This is a genomic window from Bifidobacterium avesanii, from assembly GCF_009299475.1.
GTDB lineage: Bacteria > Actinomycetota > Actinomycetes > Actinomycetales > Bifidobacteriaceae > Bifidobacterium > Bifidobacterium avesanii.
Genome location: NZ_WBSN01000001.1, coordinates 13139 through 26705 on the forward strand (window position 1 = coordinate 13139; position 13567 = coordinate 26705).

Consider the following 13567-nt stretch of genomic DNA (forward strand, 5'->3'; position numbering starts at 1 on the left):
GATTTCAGGGAATTTCAAGGGAAAGGGCATCATGGCGTCACGCACCCCGCTGGTCGCGGGCAACTGGAAGATGAACTTCGACCACCTCGAGGCCACCTACTTCGTGCAGAAGCTCGCGTGGCTGCTCCGTGACGCGCACTTCGACTTCCGCCGCTGCGAGGTGGCGCTCATGCCCGCGTTCACCGCGCTGCGCAGCGTGCAGGTGCTCGTCGAGGCGGACGACCTCAAGATCCGCTACGGCGCGCAGGCCGTCTCCGTCACCTCGCAGGGCGCGTTCACCGGCGACGTCTCCGCCGACATGCTCAGCCGCCTCGGCTGCTCGTACGTGATCGTCGGGCATTCCGAGCGCCGCAAATACCATCCCGAGGACGACGCGAACATCGTCGACCAGGTGCGCGCGGTCCTCGCCGCCGGCATGCGGCCGATCCTGTGCGTGGGGGAGAGCTTCGAGGAGCGCCGGCAGGGCATCGAGCTCGAATTCGCCGTCGGCCAGGTGCACGACGTGACGCGCGACCTGTCCGACGAGGACGCCGCCAAGCTCATCGTCGCCTACGAGCCCGTGTGGGCCATCGGCACCGGCATGGTCGCCACCCCCGACTCCGCGCAGCAGGCCGCGCACGCCATCCGAGGCAGCATCCGCGAGCAGTTCGGCCCCGCCGTGGCGAACGGCATGCGGATCCTCTACGGCGGCTCGGTCACCTCCCGCAACGCCTCACAGCTCATCGAGGGCGCGGACGTGGATGGGTTCCTCGTCGGCGGCGCCTCGCTGGATGCCGACGAGTACGCCAAGATCTGCCGGCTCGCGGCCAAAAGCGTGCGCTCGTTCTGAAACATCGCCGCCATGCGGCCGAAAAACGCGGCATTCTTCCCCGGGATGGGGTAGTATGTGTCAGAGTTCAACAATGTGGAGGTCAAATTGGTCGCTCTCAAGATCGCGCTGGAGATCATCGTCGTCATCGCATCGCTGCTGCTCACCCTGCTCATCCTCATGCACAAGGGCAAGGGCGGCGGTCTGTCGGACATGTTCGGCGGCGGCCTGACCCAGAACGCGGGCTCCTCCGGCGTGGCCGAGAAGAACCTGAACCGCCTGACCGTCATCGTGGCGCTCATCTGGGTGGCCGTCATCATCACGCTCGGCCTGCTCACCAAGTTCAGCCTGATCTGACGCGACCGGCCGGCATACGCTTTCGGGGGCTCGGGACCGTGTGGTCCCGGGTCCCTTTCGTTTCTCGGGGAGACGCGTTCGCCCCGAATCTCCGGAAACAATGAGGGGAGTCACACGACCATGGAACCCAACGCCAAGGCACGCCACGACGTCCAACTGCTCGTCGTCGATCTGGACGGCACGCTGCTGCACGGCGCGGACACGTTCGAGGGCCGGTACCTCGACCAAACCGCCATCGACGCCATGACCCGCGCGCACGAGGCCGGCATGAAGCTCGCCGTGTCCACTGCACGGCCCGTGAGCACGGGGCTCAGGATCGTGCAGCGGCTGCCCGTGGACGCCTGCGTGTACCTCAACGGCGCGCTCATCGACTTCCATCCGCTGGAATCCTCCTACGAATCCCTGACCCGCGACGACGTGAGCGAGGACCCCGCCCTCGTCAAGATCGGCTTCGACGCCGGGCGCGCCTGCGAGGTGTGCCGCCTGTTCACGGAACGCATCCCGGGCCTCAAGTGCGGCATCGTCATGAACGACGTGCGCTACACCAACTTCGACGTGAGCATCTACTGGAAGACGCAGACGTGGCGCTACACGGACTTCTCGGCCGGCGCGGGCCGCACGGAACAGGGCGTGCCCGCGGGCGTGGCGGACAAAATCATCATCTTCCCGGAACGCGACCAGTGGGATGCGCTCGGCGCGCTCGTGCCCGACGACTTCGCGGTGTCCGTTTCCGAGGGCGTGATGTGGATGCTCATGAACCCGCTCGCCAACAAGGCGCACTCCCTGAAGCTCGTCTGCGAACGGCTCGGCGTGCCGGCGGAGCGGACCGCGGCGTTCGGCGACGACCTCATCGACATCGACATGATGAAAACCGCCGGGCTCGGCGTGGCCGTGGCCAACGCGAACCCCGCAGTGCTCGCCGTGGCCGACGAGGTGTGCCCCGCCAACGACGAGGACGGCGTCGCGCGGTGGATCGACGCCCGTCTGGGCCGGGCACGCTGACCCGCCGCGTGTTTTCCGTCTCACGGAACGCGGCCCCCTTCGTTCCGTGAGACGGAAAACACGCAACGTCGGGCATGGCGCCCAAGCCCAATCCGCACAATGACGCGGAACCGCGCATCCCTCAAGCGCATGGCGCCGTCTCACTCAATGAAGACGCTCTCATTCCGTGAACCGGCCGGTTCCCTCCGGCCCATTACAATGGACCGTGAAGCCCCTGCAAGCCGATCGAGGAGGACAGCATGGGATCGAACATGGCGGACGGCGACGTGATCTGGACCCAGCGCAAGCGCAACTGGTGCCGCACCCCATTCACCTTCACCACCTACACGCTCACCGCCGACGAGCTGGACGTGAAGACCGGCGTGCTGCGCCAAACCTTCGACACCACCAAGCTGTTCCGCATCGTGGACATCACCATCGAGCGCACGCTGCTCCAGCGCCTGTTCGGGCTGAGCACCATCATCATTGACGCGCGCGACCAGTCCAGCGGCGGACAAATCGTGCTCAAGAACGTCATCCACGGCTTCGAGGTGCGCAAGGAGCTCCAGTACGCCGTGGACGCGGCCCGCAGCGTGAACCGCGTGAGCACCCGCGAGTTCATGGATTCCGGAGACGGCATCGACTATGGGCGGGACGACGCCGACTACGGCGAATCCGGCGCATACGACGACGGCCGCTGATCGCTGACCGCCGCGGCGGCAGCGTGCGGGCGCGAGGCACGCCGCCCGTGTTCCCGCCGGCTCCACGAACGGGCTTCACGCCACGCCTTCCCCCGGCGAGACGCCGAAGCCCAGCCGATGCCAATCCGGCGTACTGTGAACAGCATGAACGGCATTGAGCACCACAACTTGGCCATCCGCCATGCCACTTCGACGGACGTGGCCGCAATCGCAACGGTGGAGGCCGCTGAATTCCCGCCCGCGGAGGCGGCCACGGAAGACCAGATCCGCGCACGCGTCGCCGCCTATCCGGAATGCTTCTGGCTGCTCGTCGACGGCGGGGACCGGCTGCTCGCGTTCATCAACGGCATGGCCACCGACCGGCCGGACCTCACGGACGACATGTACGCCGACGCGTCGATGCACAATCCGCGAGGCGCCTGGCAGATGATCTTCGGCGTCGTCACCGCGCCGGAATGCCGGCACCGCGGGTTGGCGAGCCTGCTCATGCGCCGGGTGGTCGACGACGCGCGCGGCGCCGGACGCAGGGGACTGGTGCTCACGTGCAAGGACCGGCTCGTGGGCTTCTATGAACGATTCGGATACGTGGACGAGGGTGTATCCGATTCCACGCACGGCAACGTGGTCTGGCACCAGATGCGGCTCACGTTCACGCAGCAGCATACGGACAAGGAGAGCGATGACTGAGCACACTGAAACGGGTGGTCTCGTCGCCACGTTCGACGCGGGAACCACGGCCATCAAGGGCGCGCTGGTGGACAGGGAGGGGCGGATCGTCGCCAGTGCGAGCGGCGATCTCGGCCTCATCATCGACGGCGACCGGCGCGAGCAGGATCCGGACGAGTGGTGGCGTGTGTTCCGCGAAGTCGCGCGCGGCATGATCGGCGCGGCGGGCGGGCGGATTCGCGGCGTGATCATGAGCGGTCAGATGCAGGATGTGATCGCGCTGGACGGGAACCTCGATCCCGTGCGCAATGCGATCCTGTATTCGGACGGGCGCGCGTCGCGGGAGGCCGCCGCGCTGGCCGAACGCCATGAGGGCGGCGAATCACGGTTCCTGCATACGGTCGGCAACCGGCTGGAGGGCTGTCTGCCCCTGCCGAAGCTCATGTGGATGCGCGCGCACGAGCCGGAGCGCTTCGCCCGGACGCGGCACGTGCTCATCAGTTCGAAGGACTACCTGATCGCGCGGCTTGCGGGCGTGTGCGTCGGCGATGTGGCCGCCTGCTCGACGGCCGGCGCAATGGACATCCGCACCGGCCGATGGAGCGCGGAACTGTGCGCCTCGGCGGGGCTGGACGCGGAGGCAGGCCGCATGCTGCCGGAGCTGCACAACCCGCAGGACCGCGTGGGCGCCGTGCTGCCCGAGGCGGCCGCGCTCACCGGACTGCCCGCCGGTACCCCGGTGTATGCGGGCATCGGCGACGCGGGCGCGACCACGTTCGCCAGCGGCGTGACGCGACCCGGCCAGTACAACGTCAACCTCGGCACGTCCGGCTGGATCGCCACCGTGTCCCCGGAGCCGTTCACCGGCAAGCCCGGCGCCGCGAATCTGCGCTTCGGCGTGGCGGACGGCTTCGTGAACGCGGTGCCGTTCCTCAACGCCGGCGACGTGCACCGGTGGGCCACCGGCACGCTTGCGGACGGCGACTACGCGGCCGCGCATGCCCTGCTGGAGCGGTCGGCGCCCGGCGCGCATGGCGTGCTGTGCCTGCCGTACCTGGTGGGGGAGCGCTTCCCGGTGATGAACCCGACCGTGCGCGGCGCATACGTGGGGCTGTCTCCCGACGCCACGCGCGCCGACCTGCTGCGCTCGGCCCTCGAAGGCGTGGCGCTGTCCATCCGCCAGGGCATGGCGAGCTTCGACGCCGCGCCCGAGTCGATCTCCCTGATCGGCGGTGGGGCGCGCGAAACCGTGTGGTGCCAGATCCTCGCGGACGTGCTGGACCATCCGGTGCGCGTGTTCGACCATGCCGACATCCTGCCCGCGGTCGCCTTGGCGTCGCTCGTGTTCGGCAGACCCGAACTGGTGGAGGCGGCGTCCGGCGGGCGGACCTACGAGCCGGATCCGGCGGCCGCCCGTGTTTATGACGGCGTGTTCGACCGGTTTCTCGCGCTCTACCCGGCACTGGGCGGGCTGCGGTAGGCCTCGCATCGATTTCTGACCTAAGGTCCCGGTAAGACTGGCGTCGTGGCGTTCCAATATCGGTGGAATTCCAATGCCCGGCAATGCGAAAAACCGGGTTCTTCGGCCGGCATGAGGTCAGAAATCGGCATGTGGCCGGTTCGACTGGCTGGTTCGCCGGCCACGGAACGGCCGCATTTCCTCGCCGATGCCCGGTATTCCGCCATTGCGGGGGACAATACGGGCCTTCCGTGGTCAAACTGCCATGCCGTGCGTGGCGCGTCGGGGGAACAAGACGGCGAACCGCTACCGCCTGTCGAGAACGACGAACACGCCCAGTTCCCCGCTGCCGAGGATCTTCCGGATGGCGTCGCGCTCCCCATCGTTGGCGTAGGTGACGCGCAGATACCCCAATCGCCCGTTCGCGGAGGGGCAGTCGGCCTTGACGGGCTCCACGGTCACGCCGCTGCCGGAATCTTTGATTCGCCCGATCGTATCGGCCTTGTCGCGGACCGCGGTCTGCACCTGCTCGTAGGAAGTGAGTCCGTTGCAGGGCACGCTGTCGGCGCGGTGGAACGTGATCGCGCCGGTGACGACGAGCACGGCGGCGATGAGCGCGCCCGCAAGAAACGCGATCAGGACGATGACGACGATGCGGCGGGGACGAAGTGCGACGTTCATGGTTGGCTCCTTGGATCGGTAATGCATGGTTGACAATGACGATGGCAACGGCGGTGACTCGCGACCGGGGATGCGCGAGGTCATTCGTCGGAATGGGCGCCGATCCGGTAGACGCGGTCGCTTGCCCCGACGAGCACGGGATCGTGGGTGGCGAGGACGATGGCCGCGCCTTGGGCGGCGCGTTCGCGCAGGAGCCGGATGATGTTGGCGCGGTTACCGGCGTCGAGCGAGGCGGTGGGCTCGTCGGCGAGGATCACGGACGCGTTCTTGTAGATGGCGCGGGCGATGCCAAGACGCTGTTTCTCACCGCCGCTCAGATGGGATGCGGCTTCGTCGGCTCGGGAGTCGAGCCCGGTCGATCGCAGGGCGTTGCGGATGCGCCGACGGTCGCCGCCGACCGCCAGCCCGAGCGTGTTGAGCTGCATGCTGACGTTGAAGCCGACGGTTTCCTCGTCCATGATGCCGTAGTCCTGCAGGATGAACGCGGCTTTGTCCCGCCAGAATCGGCGGCGCCGGCGCTGGTTCCAAGCGGTCGCGTCAACCCCGTCGACGGCCAGGGTGCCGGCCGCCGGAGTTTGCAGCAGGCCGATGGTATGCAGGAGCGTGGTTTTGCCGCAGCCGCTCGGCCCGGTCAAGGCGGTCATCGTGCCGGGCGTGATGTCGAGGTTGACGCTGCCGGTGATGATCCGGCCGTTGATGCCGGTTGCGAGGTTCCGGCAGATGATGGTGGTCATGGTGACGCTCCTTAAGGTGGTTGTGGTTGCGCCTTATAGCGTGCGGTCGTTGACCGCGTGGAATCGACCGGCCACGGCCGCACGGTGGCAGATGGCGGAGAACAGTGCGGCGAGTACGGCGACCGGCGCAGTGGCTGCGATGCCGTCCGACCGTTGCGCGGAGAGGACGATGCAGACCGCGCCGGCCGCGGCCAGCGCGAACAGGGTCTCCGTGAGGATCGTCGGCGCGGCGAGCCGGCCGGGCGAGTATCCGGCCAGCAGCAGGGGATAGTCGTGGCCGGCCCGCAGGGTGGCGCGCACGTCGGCGCCGACGAGGGCGACCATGGCGAACGCGGCCATCAGCAGCATGATCGCGGCGGCCTGCATCCACGCGAAGTATGCGGAGAACTGCGCGCGCAGGATCTGCTCCTCGGCGATGTAGCGCACCGACACCGCCGCGCCCAAACCGGCCTGCATGGCCTGCCGCCGGGTGTCGTCGAGCCCGGTCAGGACGATGTTGCGCGAGGAGAGCGCGGGCGTGAGGAACCCGGAATCGGAGAATCCGTCCAGATCCGGCACGACGATGACCGTCGCATGCCGGGGGAACAGCATCTCGTCGGATCCGCCCTTGAGCATCGGCACGGTTATGCCGTCCGCAACGTAATAGTGCGATTCGGCTTGCAGCCGCTTGGTCTGCGCGTCGTCCACGGCCCATGTGGCGAACTGGTCGACGACCTGCCGCGCCTGTTCGTCCAGCTGACCCGCGTCCACCGGTGTGATGCCGTCCGTGGCGTCGGGATCGACGCCGACCAGATCAAGCCAGGAACGGGTCACGACGCCGGTCGCCGGCGCATCCGTCGCGGCACGGTTTCCCGGTTCGTCCGTGAACGTGTACGACAGCGCGGCTTTGCCCCGCCGTTCCATCGCATGAATCAGACTGGCGGCCTTGGCGTCCATGTCGGTTTGGTCGGGCCCGAACGTGACGGACACGGACACCTGATCGCGCAGCCGCCGCCATACGGACTGCTCCCGCGCCGCATCGGACGCCTCCCGGAATGAGGCCGCCGACGGGGCGATCACGGCCAGCACGGCGACGAACACCACGGCTTTGACCAGCACGCTCGCCCGCAACAGTCCCCGCGGCATGGGCCGGCGGGCCGCGATCATGCGCACGGACGGCCAGCAGACGGCCGACAGCACCAGCGCGAACACCAGCAGGCAGACGAACACCGCCGACTCCAACAGCAGGGTGACGCGCAGCAGGTAGGGGACGAACGCCCCGCCGCGCAGGACGAGTACGCCCACGGCGGCCAGCGCATCCGTCATCAGGGCGACGACCAGCATGGGCAGCATGAGGCCGACCGCGTCGTCGTACTGGATCTTCCATGCCGGCACCCCGGCCAGCACCCGCAGGGCGCGCGACCGCGCCTTGAACGACAGCCAGAACAACGCCAGCACGGCCGTCAGCGCAACCGCCGCACCCACGGCGACGCGGAAGCTCGACTGGCCCAACAGCATGCGCACATCGCCCGCCAGATCATCGTCGCCGTATTCCAGCCGGACGCCCGCGCCCGCCGCCCACGCGTCCAATCCCCGGCGAACGGCGTCATTCCACCGTCCGCACACCAGATACCGGCCGCCGGCCGACGCACTTTCCAGACGGCTTGCGTCGCCGATCCGTCCATCCGGCGGACCGCCGAACCGGCGGATCGACGCGCCCGACGCCAAGCCCTGAAGCGTGGTGCCGGGCAGGGGCACGAACACCTGCGCGTCGGTGCCGCGCTCCATGTCCGGCACGATCCTCACCAATCCCAAACCGAGCGCACCGTTGAGCTGGCCGAGCTGGTTCAGCGCGTCGGAGTCATCCATGCCGTCAGGCGGCGTCACGGTGATCACGGCGGAGGGATGCAGCTCCTGCGGCAAGGAACGGTCGTGCAGGTCGCACAGCACCCACGCCAGAAATACGGACAGCGCGCACATCAGCGCGGACGACGTCGCCAGCAGTCTGCGGTGCATGACGGGCCTCCCTTCATGTGGAACGGGGTTCCTCGACGGGGCCGCCGGCGGGAACCGGCTTCACCGTACGGACGGCGATCGCCGGAATCCAGCGATGTCCCCCACGGAGCGACATGACGTGCGCGCACGGCGCGGCGGCGGATAATGGAGGCATGCGGACGAATGGAAGCGGCGCGCCGGTCACGGTGGGCGTGGTCGACAACGACAATCTCACCCTCGGCGCATTGCGCGCGCTGCTGAGGCGCATGGACGGCATCGGCATACTGTGGGGCGGCGGGCGACGGCAACCATGCCATCGACCTGTGCCGCGACCCGCGCACGCGGCCGGACGTACTGCTGGTCGACATGTCCATGGAACCGCTGCCCGGCTCCGAAGTCTGCCAGCGCATCCGCGAGGCCGGGCTGGATGTGGGGCTGGTGTGCATCACCTCGTTTGCGCTGCGCACCTATGCGGTGCCGGCGGCCCAGGCCGGGGCGCAGGCCATCGTCTCGAAAACCGATCCGCCCGGCATCCGCAACGCCATCCTGCGGGCCGCGCGAGGCGAAGCCAGTCCGTCGCCGGTCTCCGGCGTCACCTTCCGCAACGTCCGCGACGCCGGCACGACGATGGCCCAGGACAGCGCGGCGTCGTCGGTTCCACCGGCCATCGACGCCGCGGCGAACATGCCCTCGGCACGGGAGCTGCAGATCATCCGCATGCTCGCCGACGGCATGGAGACCGACGCCATCTCCCAGGCGCTTTCCCTGAGCCGCTACACCGTTGCCACGTATCTCAAACGCGCCTGCGACAAACTCGGCGCGCGCAACCGCGCCAACCTCATCGCCGTCTGCGAGCGCAGGGGGCTGCTATGAGCGACCACGCCGCGCATCCGAACGCCGACGCCGATGCTTCGTCCAACGGCCGCGCAGGCGGAGACTCCCACGATCCCGTCGCGGCGCATGCCGGTTCCGGGGCAAACGGTCCGGACGGCAACGCGGCCGGCACAATCACGTCGGGCCGTGTCGCGGACCATCCCGCGGTCATGGCCATTGCGGCCGGCGTCGGATTCACGCTGGTTTTCGCCGTGGCGTCGGCCATCACCGGAACAACCACGGTTCCGGTCCTGATCATGGCTCTTGCCGCCGGCATCGCGGCTTCCTTGGCATACGGCCATCCCCTCATCGCCGACTACGCGAACGCGCTGCTCTGGGCGGCGACGTGTCTGCTGCCACCGCTGGCCGGAGGCGCGACGCTCATGGCTGTTCCCGCCGCGGTCACCTGCATGCTCGCCGCACGCCGCGGCACCGGGCACGGCATGGCCATCGCAGCCGCCCAGCTGATGGCGTTGGCGGCGGGGGCGTTGCTGGGCATCGTGCAACCAGCCGGCGGATTCGCGGCGATGGCCGTGCCGTTCCTGCTTGCCGCCGCTCCGGTGGCGGGGCTGCTCATGGCGTGGAAGCGGCGGCTCGACCGGGCGCAGGAGGCCGAGCGGGAATTGGAGCGGCGCCGCCGGGCCATGCATGAGCAGGAACAGCGGACGGCCGCGGCCACGCGCATCCACGACCGCGTCACCAACCGGCTCGCCTATCTCATCCTGCGCATCGACGGCGATCAGGCCGCATGGTCGGATCGCCGGCCGACGCCGGATGGGCTGCAAACGGAACTGTCCGATCTGGCCGGCATCGCGCAGGACGTGCTGGACGAAACCCGTGGCGTGATCGGCATTCTCAACGGCGACGAGCCTTCGATGGCTTCGGATGACGAAACCGCCATGCTCCGCAGCCATCTTGGTGAGGTCTCCGGCAGACTCGAGGCGCTCGGCTTCACCGTGGACGCCGCCGTCGAGGGAACGCTGCCCCGCGATTGCGGTCTCGACGCGTTGAACGCGCTGCACGATCTCATCGACGAAGCCGGCAACAACATCGCCAAGCACGCCGAGCCCCGCACCCCATGCGGCATGCGCATCGTCCTCGACGACGCCCGGGCGACGCTGACCGCCCGCAACCGGGTCCGCACGATGTCTTCTTCGTCGGCATCGCTGAACGCCGGCACCGGATTGGCGGCCAAGACCGCGCGCATCCGCGAACTCGGGGGCGAACTGCATTATGCGCGGGAGGGAGACACATGGACTTTGCGGGCGATCATCCCGTTCAGAACGTCCACGGCTATCCCCGGCGCCGATGATGCCTTGGACTAGCGCGGCAACGCCGATTGGACGCTTCGACGGCGGCCAATGGCAACGGATTCCATCCCGCCTGTCGATTTCTGACCTAATCTCTTGGCAAGACCGGCGTCGTGGCGTTCCAATATCGGCGGAATTCCAATGCCTGACAATGCGAAAAACCGTGTTCTTCGGTCGGCGTTAGGTCAGAAATCGGCGGGTGCCGGGTTTCCCGACCACGGAACGGCCGCATTTCCTCACCGACGCCCGGTATTCCGCCATTGCGGGCAACAATACGGGCTTTCCGTGGTCGGAGGGGATCGAAAGAGATATCATGCAGTGGCGGCATCCTGCTTGCGGATGGCCGGATGGTCGGGTCACCGAACGGGAACATAACGAATCGAGGCACAGCGCATGGCAGCGACGGCATGGGAGACGACGCCCATCACGACGGTCACCACGGGGGAGCAGTTGCGCGGGGCGTTGCTCAGAGTCGGGCTCAAGCCGACCGATTCCTGTCTGGTGCACACCCGGCTCAGCGCGTTCGGGTTCATTCCGGGCGGCGTGCAGACGCTGGTCTCCATGCTCAAGGACGTGCTATGCGACGGTGACATCGTGATGCCCGCGCAGACGGCGGACATCACCGACCCGGCTGATTGGGACGCGCCGCCGGTGGAGCCGTCGCTCGTCGCCACCGTGCATGACGCGCTGCCGCCGTACGACCCAGACACCACGCCTGTGACCGGCATCGGCGTGACGCCCGAGTACTTCCGGTCGCTACCCGGCACGCGGCGCAGCGGGCATCCGACCTGCTCGATGAGCGCTTGGGGCCGTCATGCCGATTGGATCGCCGACTGCCACCGCGACGGCGACTACGACATGCCGTTCGGGGATCGCAGCCCGCTGGCGAAGCTCGTTGAACTCGACGGCACGGTGGTGTTCCTCGGCACCGGGTTCGGGACCTGCACGGCGCTGCACTACGCCGAATCGACGATCGGCCGGCCGCGCATCCGCGAAACCGCGCCGGTGCTGCGCGTCGATCCGGCCACCGGCAAGCGGAAAACCGAATGGGCGGGCTACGCCAACGTCGAACTTGAACCGTATGACGACTTCGAGCGCTTCGGCGAGACGTTCCTCGCCGAGCACGCCAACGAAGTGAGGACCGTTGAACTCAACGGGGGAGCGATCCGCGCGTTCCCGATCCGCGCGCTTGTCGAGGCGGCTCGGGCGTACTGGCGAGCCGCCGACGCAGAACGAAAGAAAACGGCGGCGGCCGCGAAATTGAACTAAAAACACGCCCGGACGCAGGTGAGTTCAATTTTAGGTTTAGCAGGGTGTATGCTTTGAACCAGTTGAACGGGCCGCATGCGGTCGGAAATTGAACTTGAAGGTGGCGGGGCATATGGCCAATGAACTGTTCGCGCAAAGACTGCGGGACGCGATGGACCGGCAAAGCATGAAGCAGATCGACGTCGTCAACGCGGCCGTCGCCAAGGGCGTGCACTTGGGCAAAAGCCACATCAGCCAGTACGTGAGCGGTAAGACCATGCCCCGCCCGGACATTTTGAACTTTTTGGCCGGCACCCTCCATGTGGATGAGCAGTGGCTCGCGGGTGCGAGCGACAAGGGCGACACGGACGACAAGGACGGCACGGCGGATCCGTCGGCGGCGGAACCGCCCAAGACCGCCGGTCAGACGCAACCGCAACCGTCGTCGCCGTCCCATGTCAATACCAATGCGTCCGTCAGCCCAGCCCCGTCGAAAGGAACCCCCATGCGTCGCTTCGGCAAATCACACAAACTCGATGACGTCCTGTACGACGTGCGCGGCCCGGTGGTCGACGAGGCCACGCGCATGGAACAGTCCGGCATGCACATCCTCAAATTGAACATCGGCAACCCGGCGCCGTTCGGCTTCCGCACGCCGGACGAGGTCATCTACGACATGGCGCAGCAGCTCACCGAATGCGAGGGCTACTCGGCGTCCAAGGGCCTGTTCTCCGCACGCAAGGCGATCATGCAGTACGCGCAGCTCAAGAACCTGCCGAACGTGGGCATCGAGGACATCTACACCGGCAACGGTGTGAGCGAGCTCATCAACCTGTCCATGTCCGCGCTGCTCGACAACGGCGACGAGGTGCTCATCCCGAGCCCCGACTACCCGCTGTGGACCGCGTGCGTGAACCTCGCCGGCGGCACCGCCGTGCACTACCTGTGCGACGAGCAGTCCGAGTGGTATCCGGACATCGACGACATGCGCGCCAAGATCACGGACAAGACCAAGGCGATCGTGGTCATCAACCCGAACAACCCCACCGGCGCCCTGTACCCCAAGGAGGTGCTGCAGCAGATCGTGGACTTGGCGCGCGAGCACCAGCTCATGATCTTCTCCGACGAGATCTACGACCGCCTCGTCATGGACGGCCTCAAGCACGTGTCCATCGCGTCGCTCGCCCCGGACCTGTTCTGCGTCACGTTCTCCGGCCTGTCCAAGTCGCACATGATCGCCGGCTACCGCGTGGGATGGATGGTCCTGAGCGGCAACAAGAACATCGCCAAGGACTACATCGAGGGCATCAACATGCTCACCAACATGCGCATCTGCTCGAACGTGCCCGCGCAGTCGATCGTGCAGACCGCGCTCGGCGGCCACCAGTCCGTCAACGACTACATCGTGCCCGGCGGCCGCATCTACGAGCAGCGCGAGTACATCTACAACGCGCTGAACTCGATCCCCGGCGTCACGGCGGTCAAGCCCAAGGCCGCGTTCTACATCTTCCCGAAGCTCGACGTGAAGAAGTTCAACATCAAGGACGACGAGCAGTTCGCGCTCGACCTGCTGCACGACGAGCGCATCCTCATCACGCGCGGCGGCGGATTCAACTGGCAGAAGCCGGACCACTTCCGCATCGTGTACCTGCCGCGCATCGAGGTGCTCAAGGACGCTACCGCCAAGCTCACCGACTTCCTGTCGTACTACCAGCAGTGACTTTCATGCGTGTGTTATGCGTATACAATATGCATAACACACGCATTAGTGAAAG

13 protein-coding genes and 1 pseudogene are annotated in these 13567 nt (G+C 67.3%); 11 read left to right on the forward strand and 3 right to left on the reverse strand.

All coding sequences use genetic code 11. The features are described 5' to 3' along the window. Positions 1-31 precede the first annotated feature (31 nt). From tpiA to DSM100685_RS00100, 6 genes are all read left to right on the forward strand, one after another. Complete coding sequence (gene tpiA / locus DSM100685_RS00075; protein ID WP_152349346.1) at positions 32-829, forward strand: triose-phosphate isomerase; 798 nt, start codon at positions 32-34, stop codon at positions 827-829. An 87-nt stretch (positions 830-916) separates the two neighbouring features. Then, complete coding sequence (gene secG, locus DSM100685_RS00080) at positions 917-1165, forward strand: preprotein translocase subunit SecG (protein ID WP_150353589.1); 249 nt, start codon at positions 917-919, stop codon at positions 1163-1165. Between the two features lie 120 nt (positions 1166-1285). Next, the gene (locus tag DSM100685_RS00085) at positions 1286-2167 is read left to right on the forward strand and encodes an HAD family hydrolase (protein ID WP_152349347.1); all 882 of its coding nucleotides are present in this window, start codon (positions 1286-1288) and stop codon (positions 2165-2167) included. A gap of 239 nt (positions 2168-2406) precedes the next feature. Further along, positions 2407-2847 (forward strand): PH domain-containing protein, encoded by a 441-nt coding sequence (locus tag DSM100685_RS00090; RefSeq protein ID WP_152349348.1) that lies wholly within the window; start codon positions 2407-2409, stop codon positions 2845-2847. 144 nt (positions 2848-2991) lie between these two features. Further along, complete coding sequence (locus DSM100685_RS00095) at positions 2992-3534, forward strand: GNAT family N-acetyltransferase (RefSeq protein WP_163200755.1); 543 nt, start codon at positions 2992-2994, stop codon at positions 3532-3534. Then, on the forward strand, positions 3527-4993 hold the full coding sequence (locus DSM100685_RS00100) for a xylulokinase (protein ID WP_152349349.1): 1467 nt from the start codon (positions 3527-3529) through the stop codon (positions 4991-4993). The genes DSM100685_RS00095 and DSM100685_RS00100 overlap by 8 nt, the downstream gene beginning before the upstream one ends. Before the next feature lie 285 nt (positions 4994-5278). Here the strand turns inward: DSM100685_RS00100 and DSM100685_RS00105 are convergent, their stop codons facing one another. From DSM100685_RS00105 to DSM100685_RS00115, 3 genes are all read right to left on the reverse strand, one after another. Then, entirely contained in the window at positions 5279-5653 is a 375-nt protein-coding gene (locus DSM100685_RS00105) for a hypothetical protein (protein WP_152349350.1), read from the reverse strand. 80 nt (positions 5654-5733) lie between these two features. Then, complete coding sequence (locus tag DSM100685_RS00110) at positions 5734-6387, reverse strand: ABC transporter ATP-binding protein (RefSeq protein WP_152349351.1); 654 nt, start codon at positions 6385-6387, stop codon at positions 5734-5736. 33 nt (positions 6388-6420) lie between these two features. Then, complete coding sequence (locus DSM100685_RS00115; RefSeq protein WP_152349352.1) at positions 6421-8382, reverse strand: hypothetical protein; 1962 nt, start codon at positions 8380-8382, stop codon at positions 6421-6423. 279 nt (positions 8383-8661) lie between these two features. On the opposite strand from DSM100685_RS00115, the pseudogene DSM100685_RS11050 reads away from it, so the two are divergent. The 5 genes and pseudogenes from DSM100685_RS11050 to DSM100685_RS00135 all read left to right on the forward strand — a co-directional run. Beyond that, positions 8662-8883, forward strand: a pseudogene (locus tag DSM100685_RS11050) (response regulator); the annotation flags it as partial. Positions 8884-9045: 162 nt separating this feature from the next. After that, the gene (locus tag DSM100685_RS11055) at positions 9046-9234 is read left to right on the forward strand and encodes a response regulator transcription factor (protein WP_275576217.1); all 189 of its coding nucleotides are present in this window, start codon (positions 9046-9048) and stop codon (positions 9232-9234) included. After that, positions 9231-10559 carry a sensor histidine kinase gene (locus DSM100685_RS00125; protein ID WP_152349354.1) on the forward strand — a complete coding sequence of 443 codons (1329 nt, stop codon included), beginning with the start codon at positions 9231-9233 and terminating at the stop codon, positions 10557-10559. The genes DSM100685_RS11055 and DSM100685_RS00125 overlap by 4 nt, the downstream gene beginning before the upstream one ends. 378 nt (positions 10560-10937) lie before the next feature. Then, on the forward strand, positions 10938-11813 hold the full coding sequence (locus DSM100685_RS00130) for an AAC(3) family N-acetyltransferase (RefSeq protein WP_152349355.1): 876 nt from the start codon (positions 10938-10940) through the stop codon (positions 11811-11813). Between the two features lie 112 nt (positions 11814-11925). Next, a complete protein-coding gene (locus DSM100685_RS00135; protein WP_152349356.1) occupies positions 11926-13512 on the forward strand; it encodes an aminotransferase class I/II-fold pyridoxal phosphate-dependent enzyme in 1587 nt (528 codons plus the stop codon). Positions 13513-13567 lie beyond the last annotated feature (55 nt).

Coding starts and splice junctions, on each gene's coding strand:
- DSM100685_RS00100 (WP_152349349.1), top strand. CDS start 3,527: ATGACTGAGCACACTGAAACGGGTGGTCTCGTCGCCACGTTCGACGCG.
- DSM100685_RS11055 (WP_275576217.1), top strand. CDS start 9,046: ATGCCCTCGGCACGGGAGCTGCAGATCATCCGCATGCTCGCCGACGGC.
- DSM100685_RS00135 (WP_152349356.1), top strand. CDS start 11,926: ATGGCCAATGAACTGTTCGCGCAAAGACTGCGGGACGCGATGGACCGG.
- DSM100685_RS00125 (WP_152349354.1), top strand. CDS start 9,231: ATGAGCGACCACGCCGCGCATCCGAACGCCGACGCCGATGCTTCGTCC.
- tpiA (WP_152349346.1), top strand. CDS start 32: ATGGCGTCACGCACCCCGCTGGTCGCGGGCAACTGGAAGATGAACTTC.
- DSM100685_RS00115 (WP_152349352.1), bottom strand. CDS start 8,382: ATGCACCGCAGACTGCTGGCGACGTCGTCCGCGCTGATGTGCGCGCTG.
- DSM100685_RS00090 (WP_152349348.1), top strand. CDS start 2,407: ATGGGATCGAACATGGCGGACGGCGACGTGATCTGGACCCAGCGCAAG.
- DSM100685_RS00095 (WP_163200755.1), top strand. CDS start 2,992: ATGAACGGCATTGAGCACCACAACTTGGCCATCCGCCATGCCACTTCG.
- DSM100685_RS00105 (WP_152349350.1), bottom strand. CDS start 5,653: ATGAACGTCGCACTTCGTCCCCGCCGCATCGTCGTCATCGTCCTGATC.
- DSM100685_RS00110 (WP_152349351.1), bottom strand. CDS start 6,387: ATGACCACCATCATCTGCCGGAACCTCGCAACCGGCATCAACGGCCGG.
- DSM100685_RS00130 (WP_152349355.1), top strand. CDS start 10,938: ATGGCAGCGACGGCATGGGAGACGACGCCCATCACGACGGTCACCACG.
- DSM100685_RS00085 (WP_152349347.1), top strand. CDS start 1,286: ATGGAACCCAACGCCAAGGCACGCCACGACGTCCAACTGCTCGTCGTC.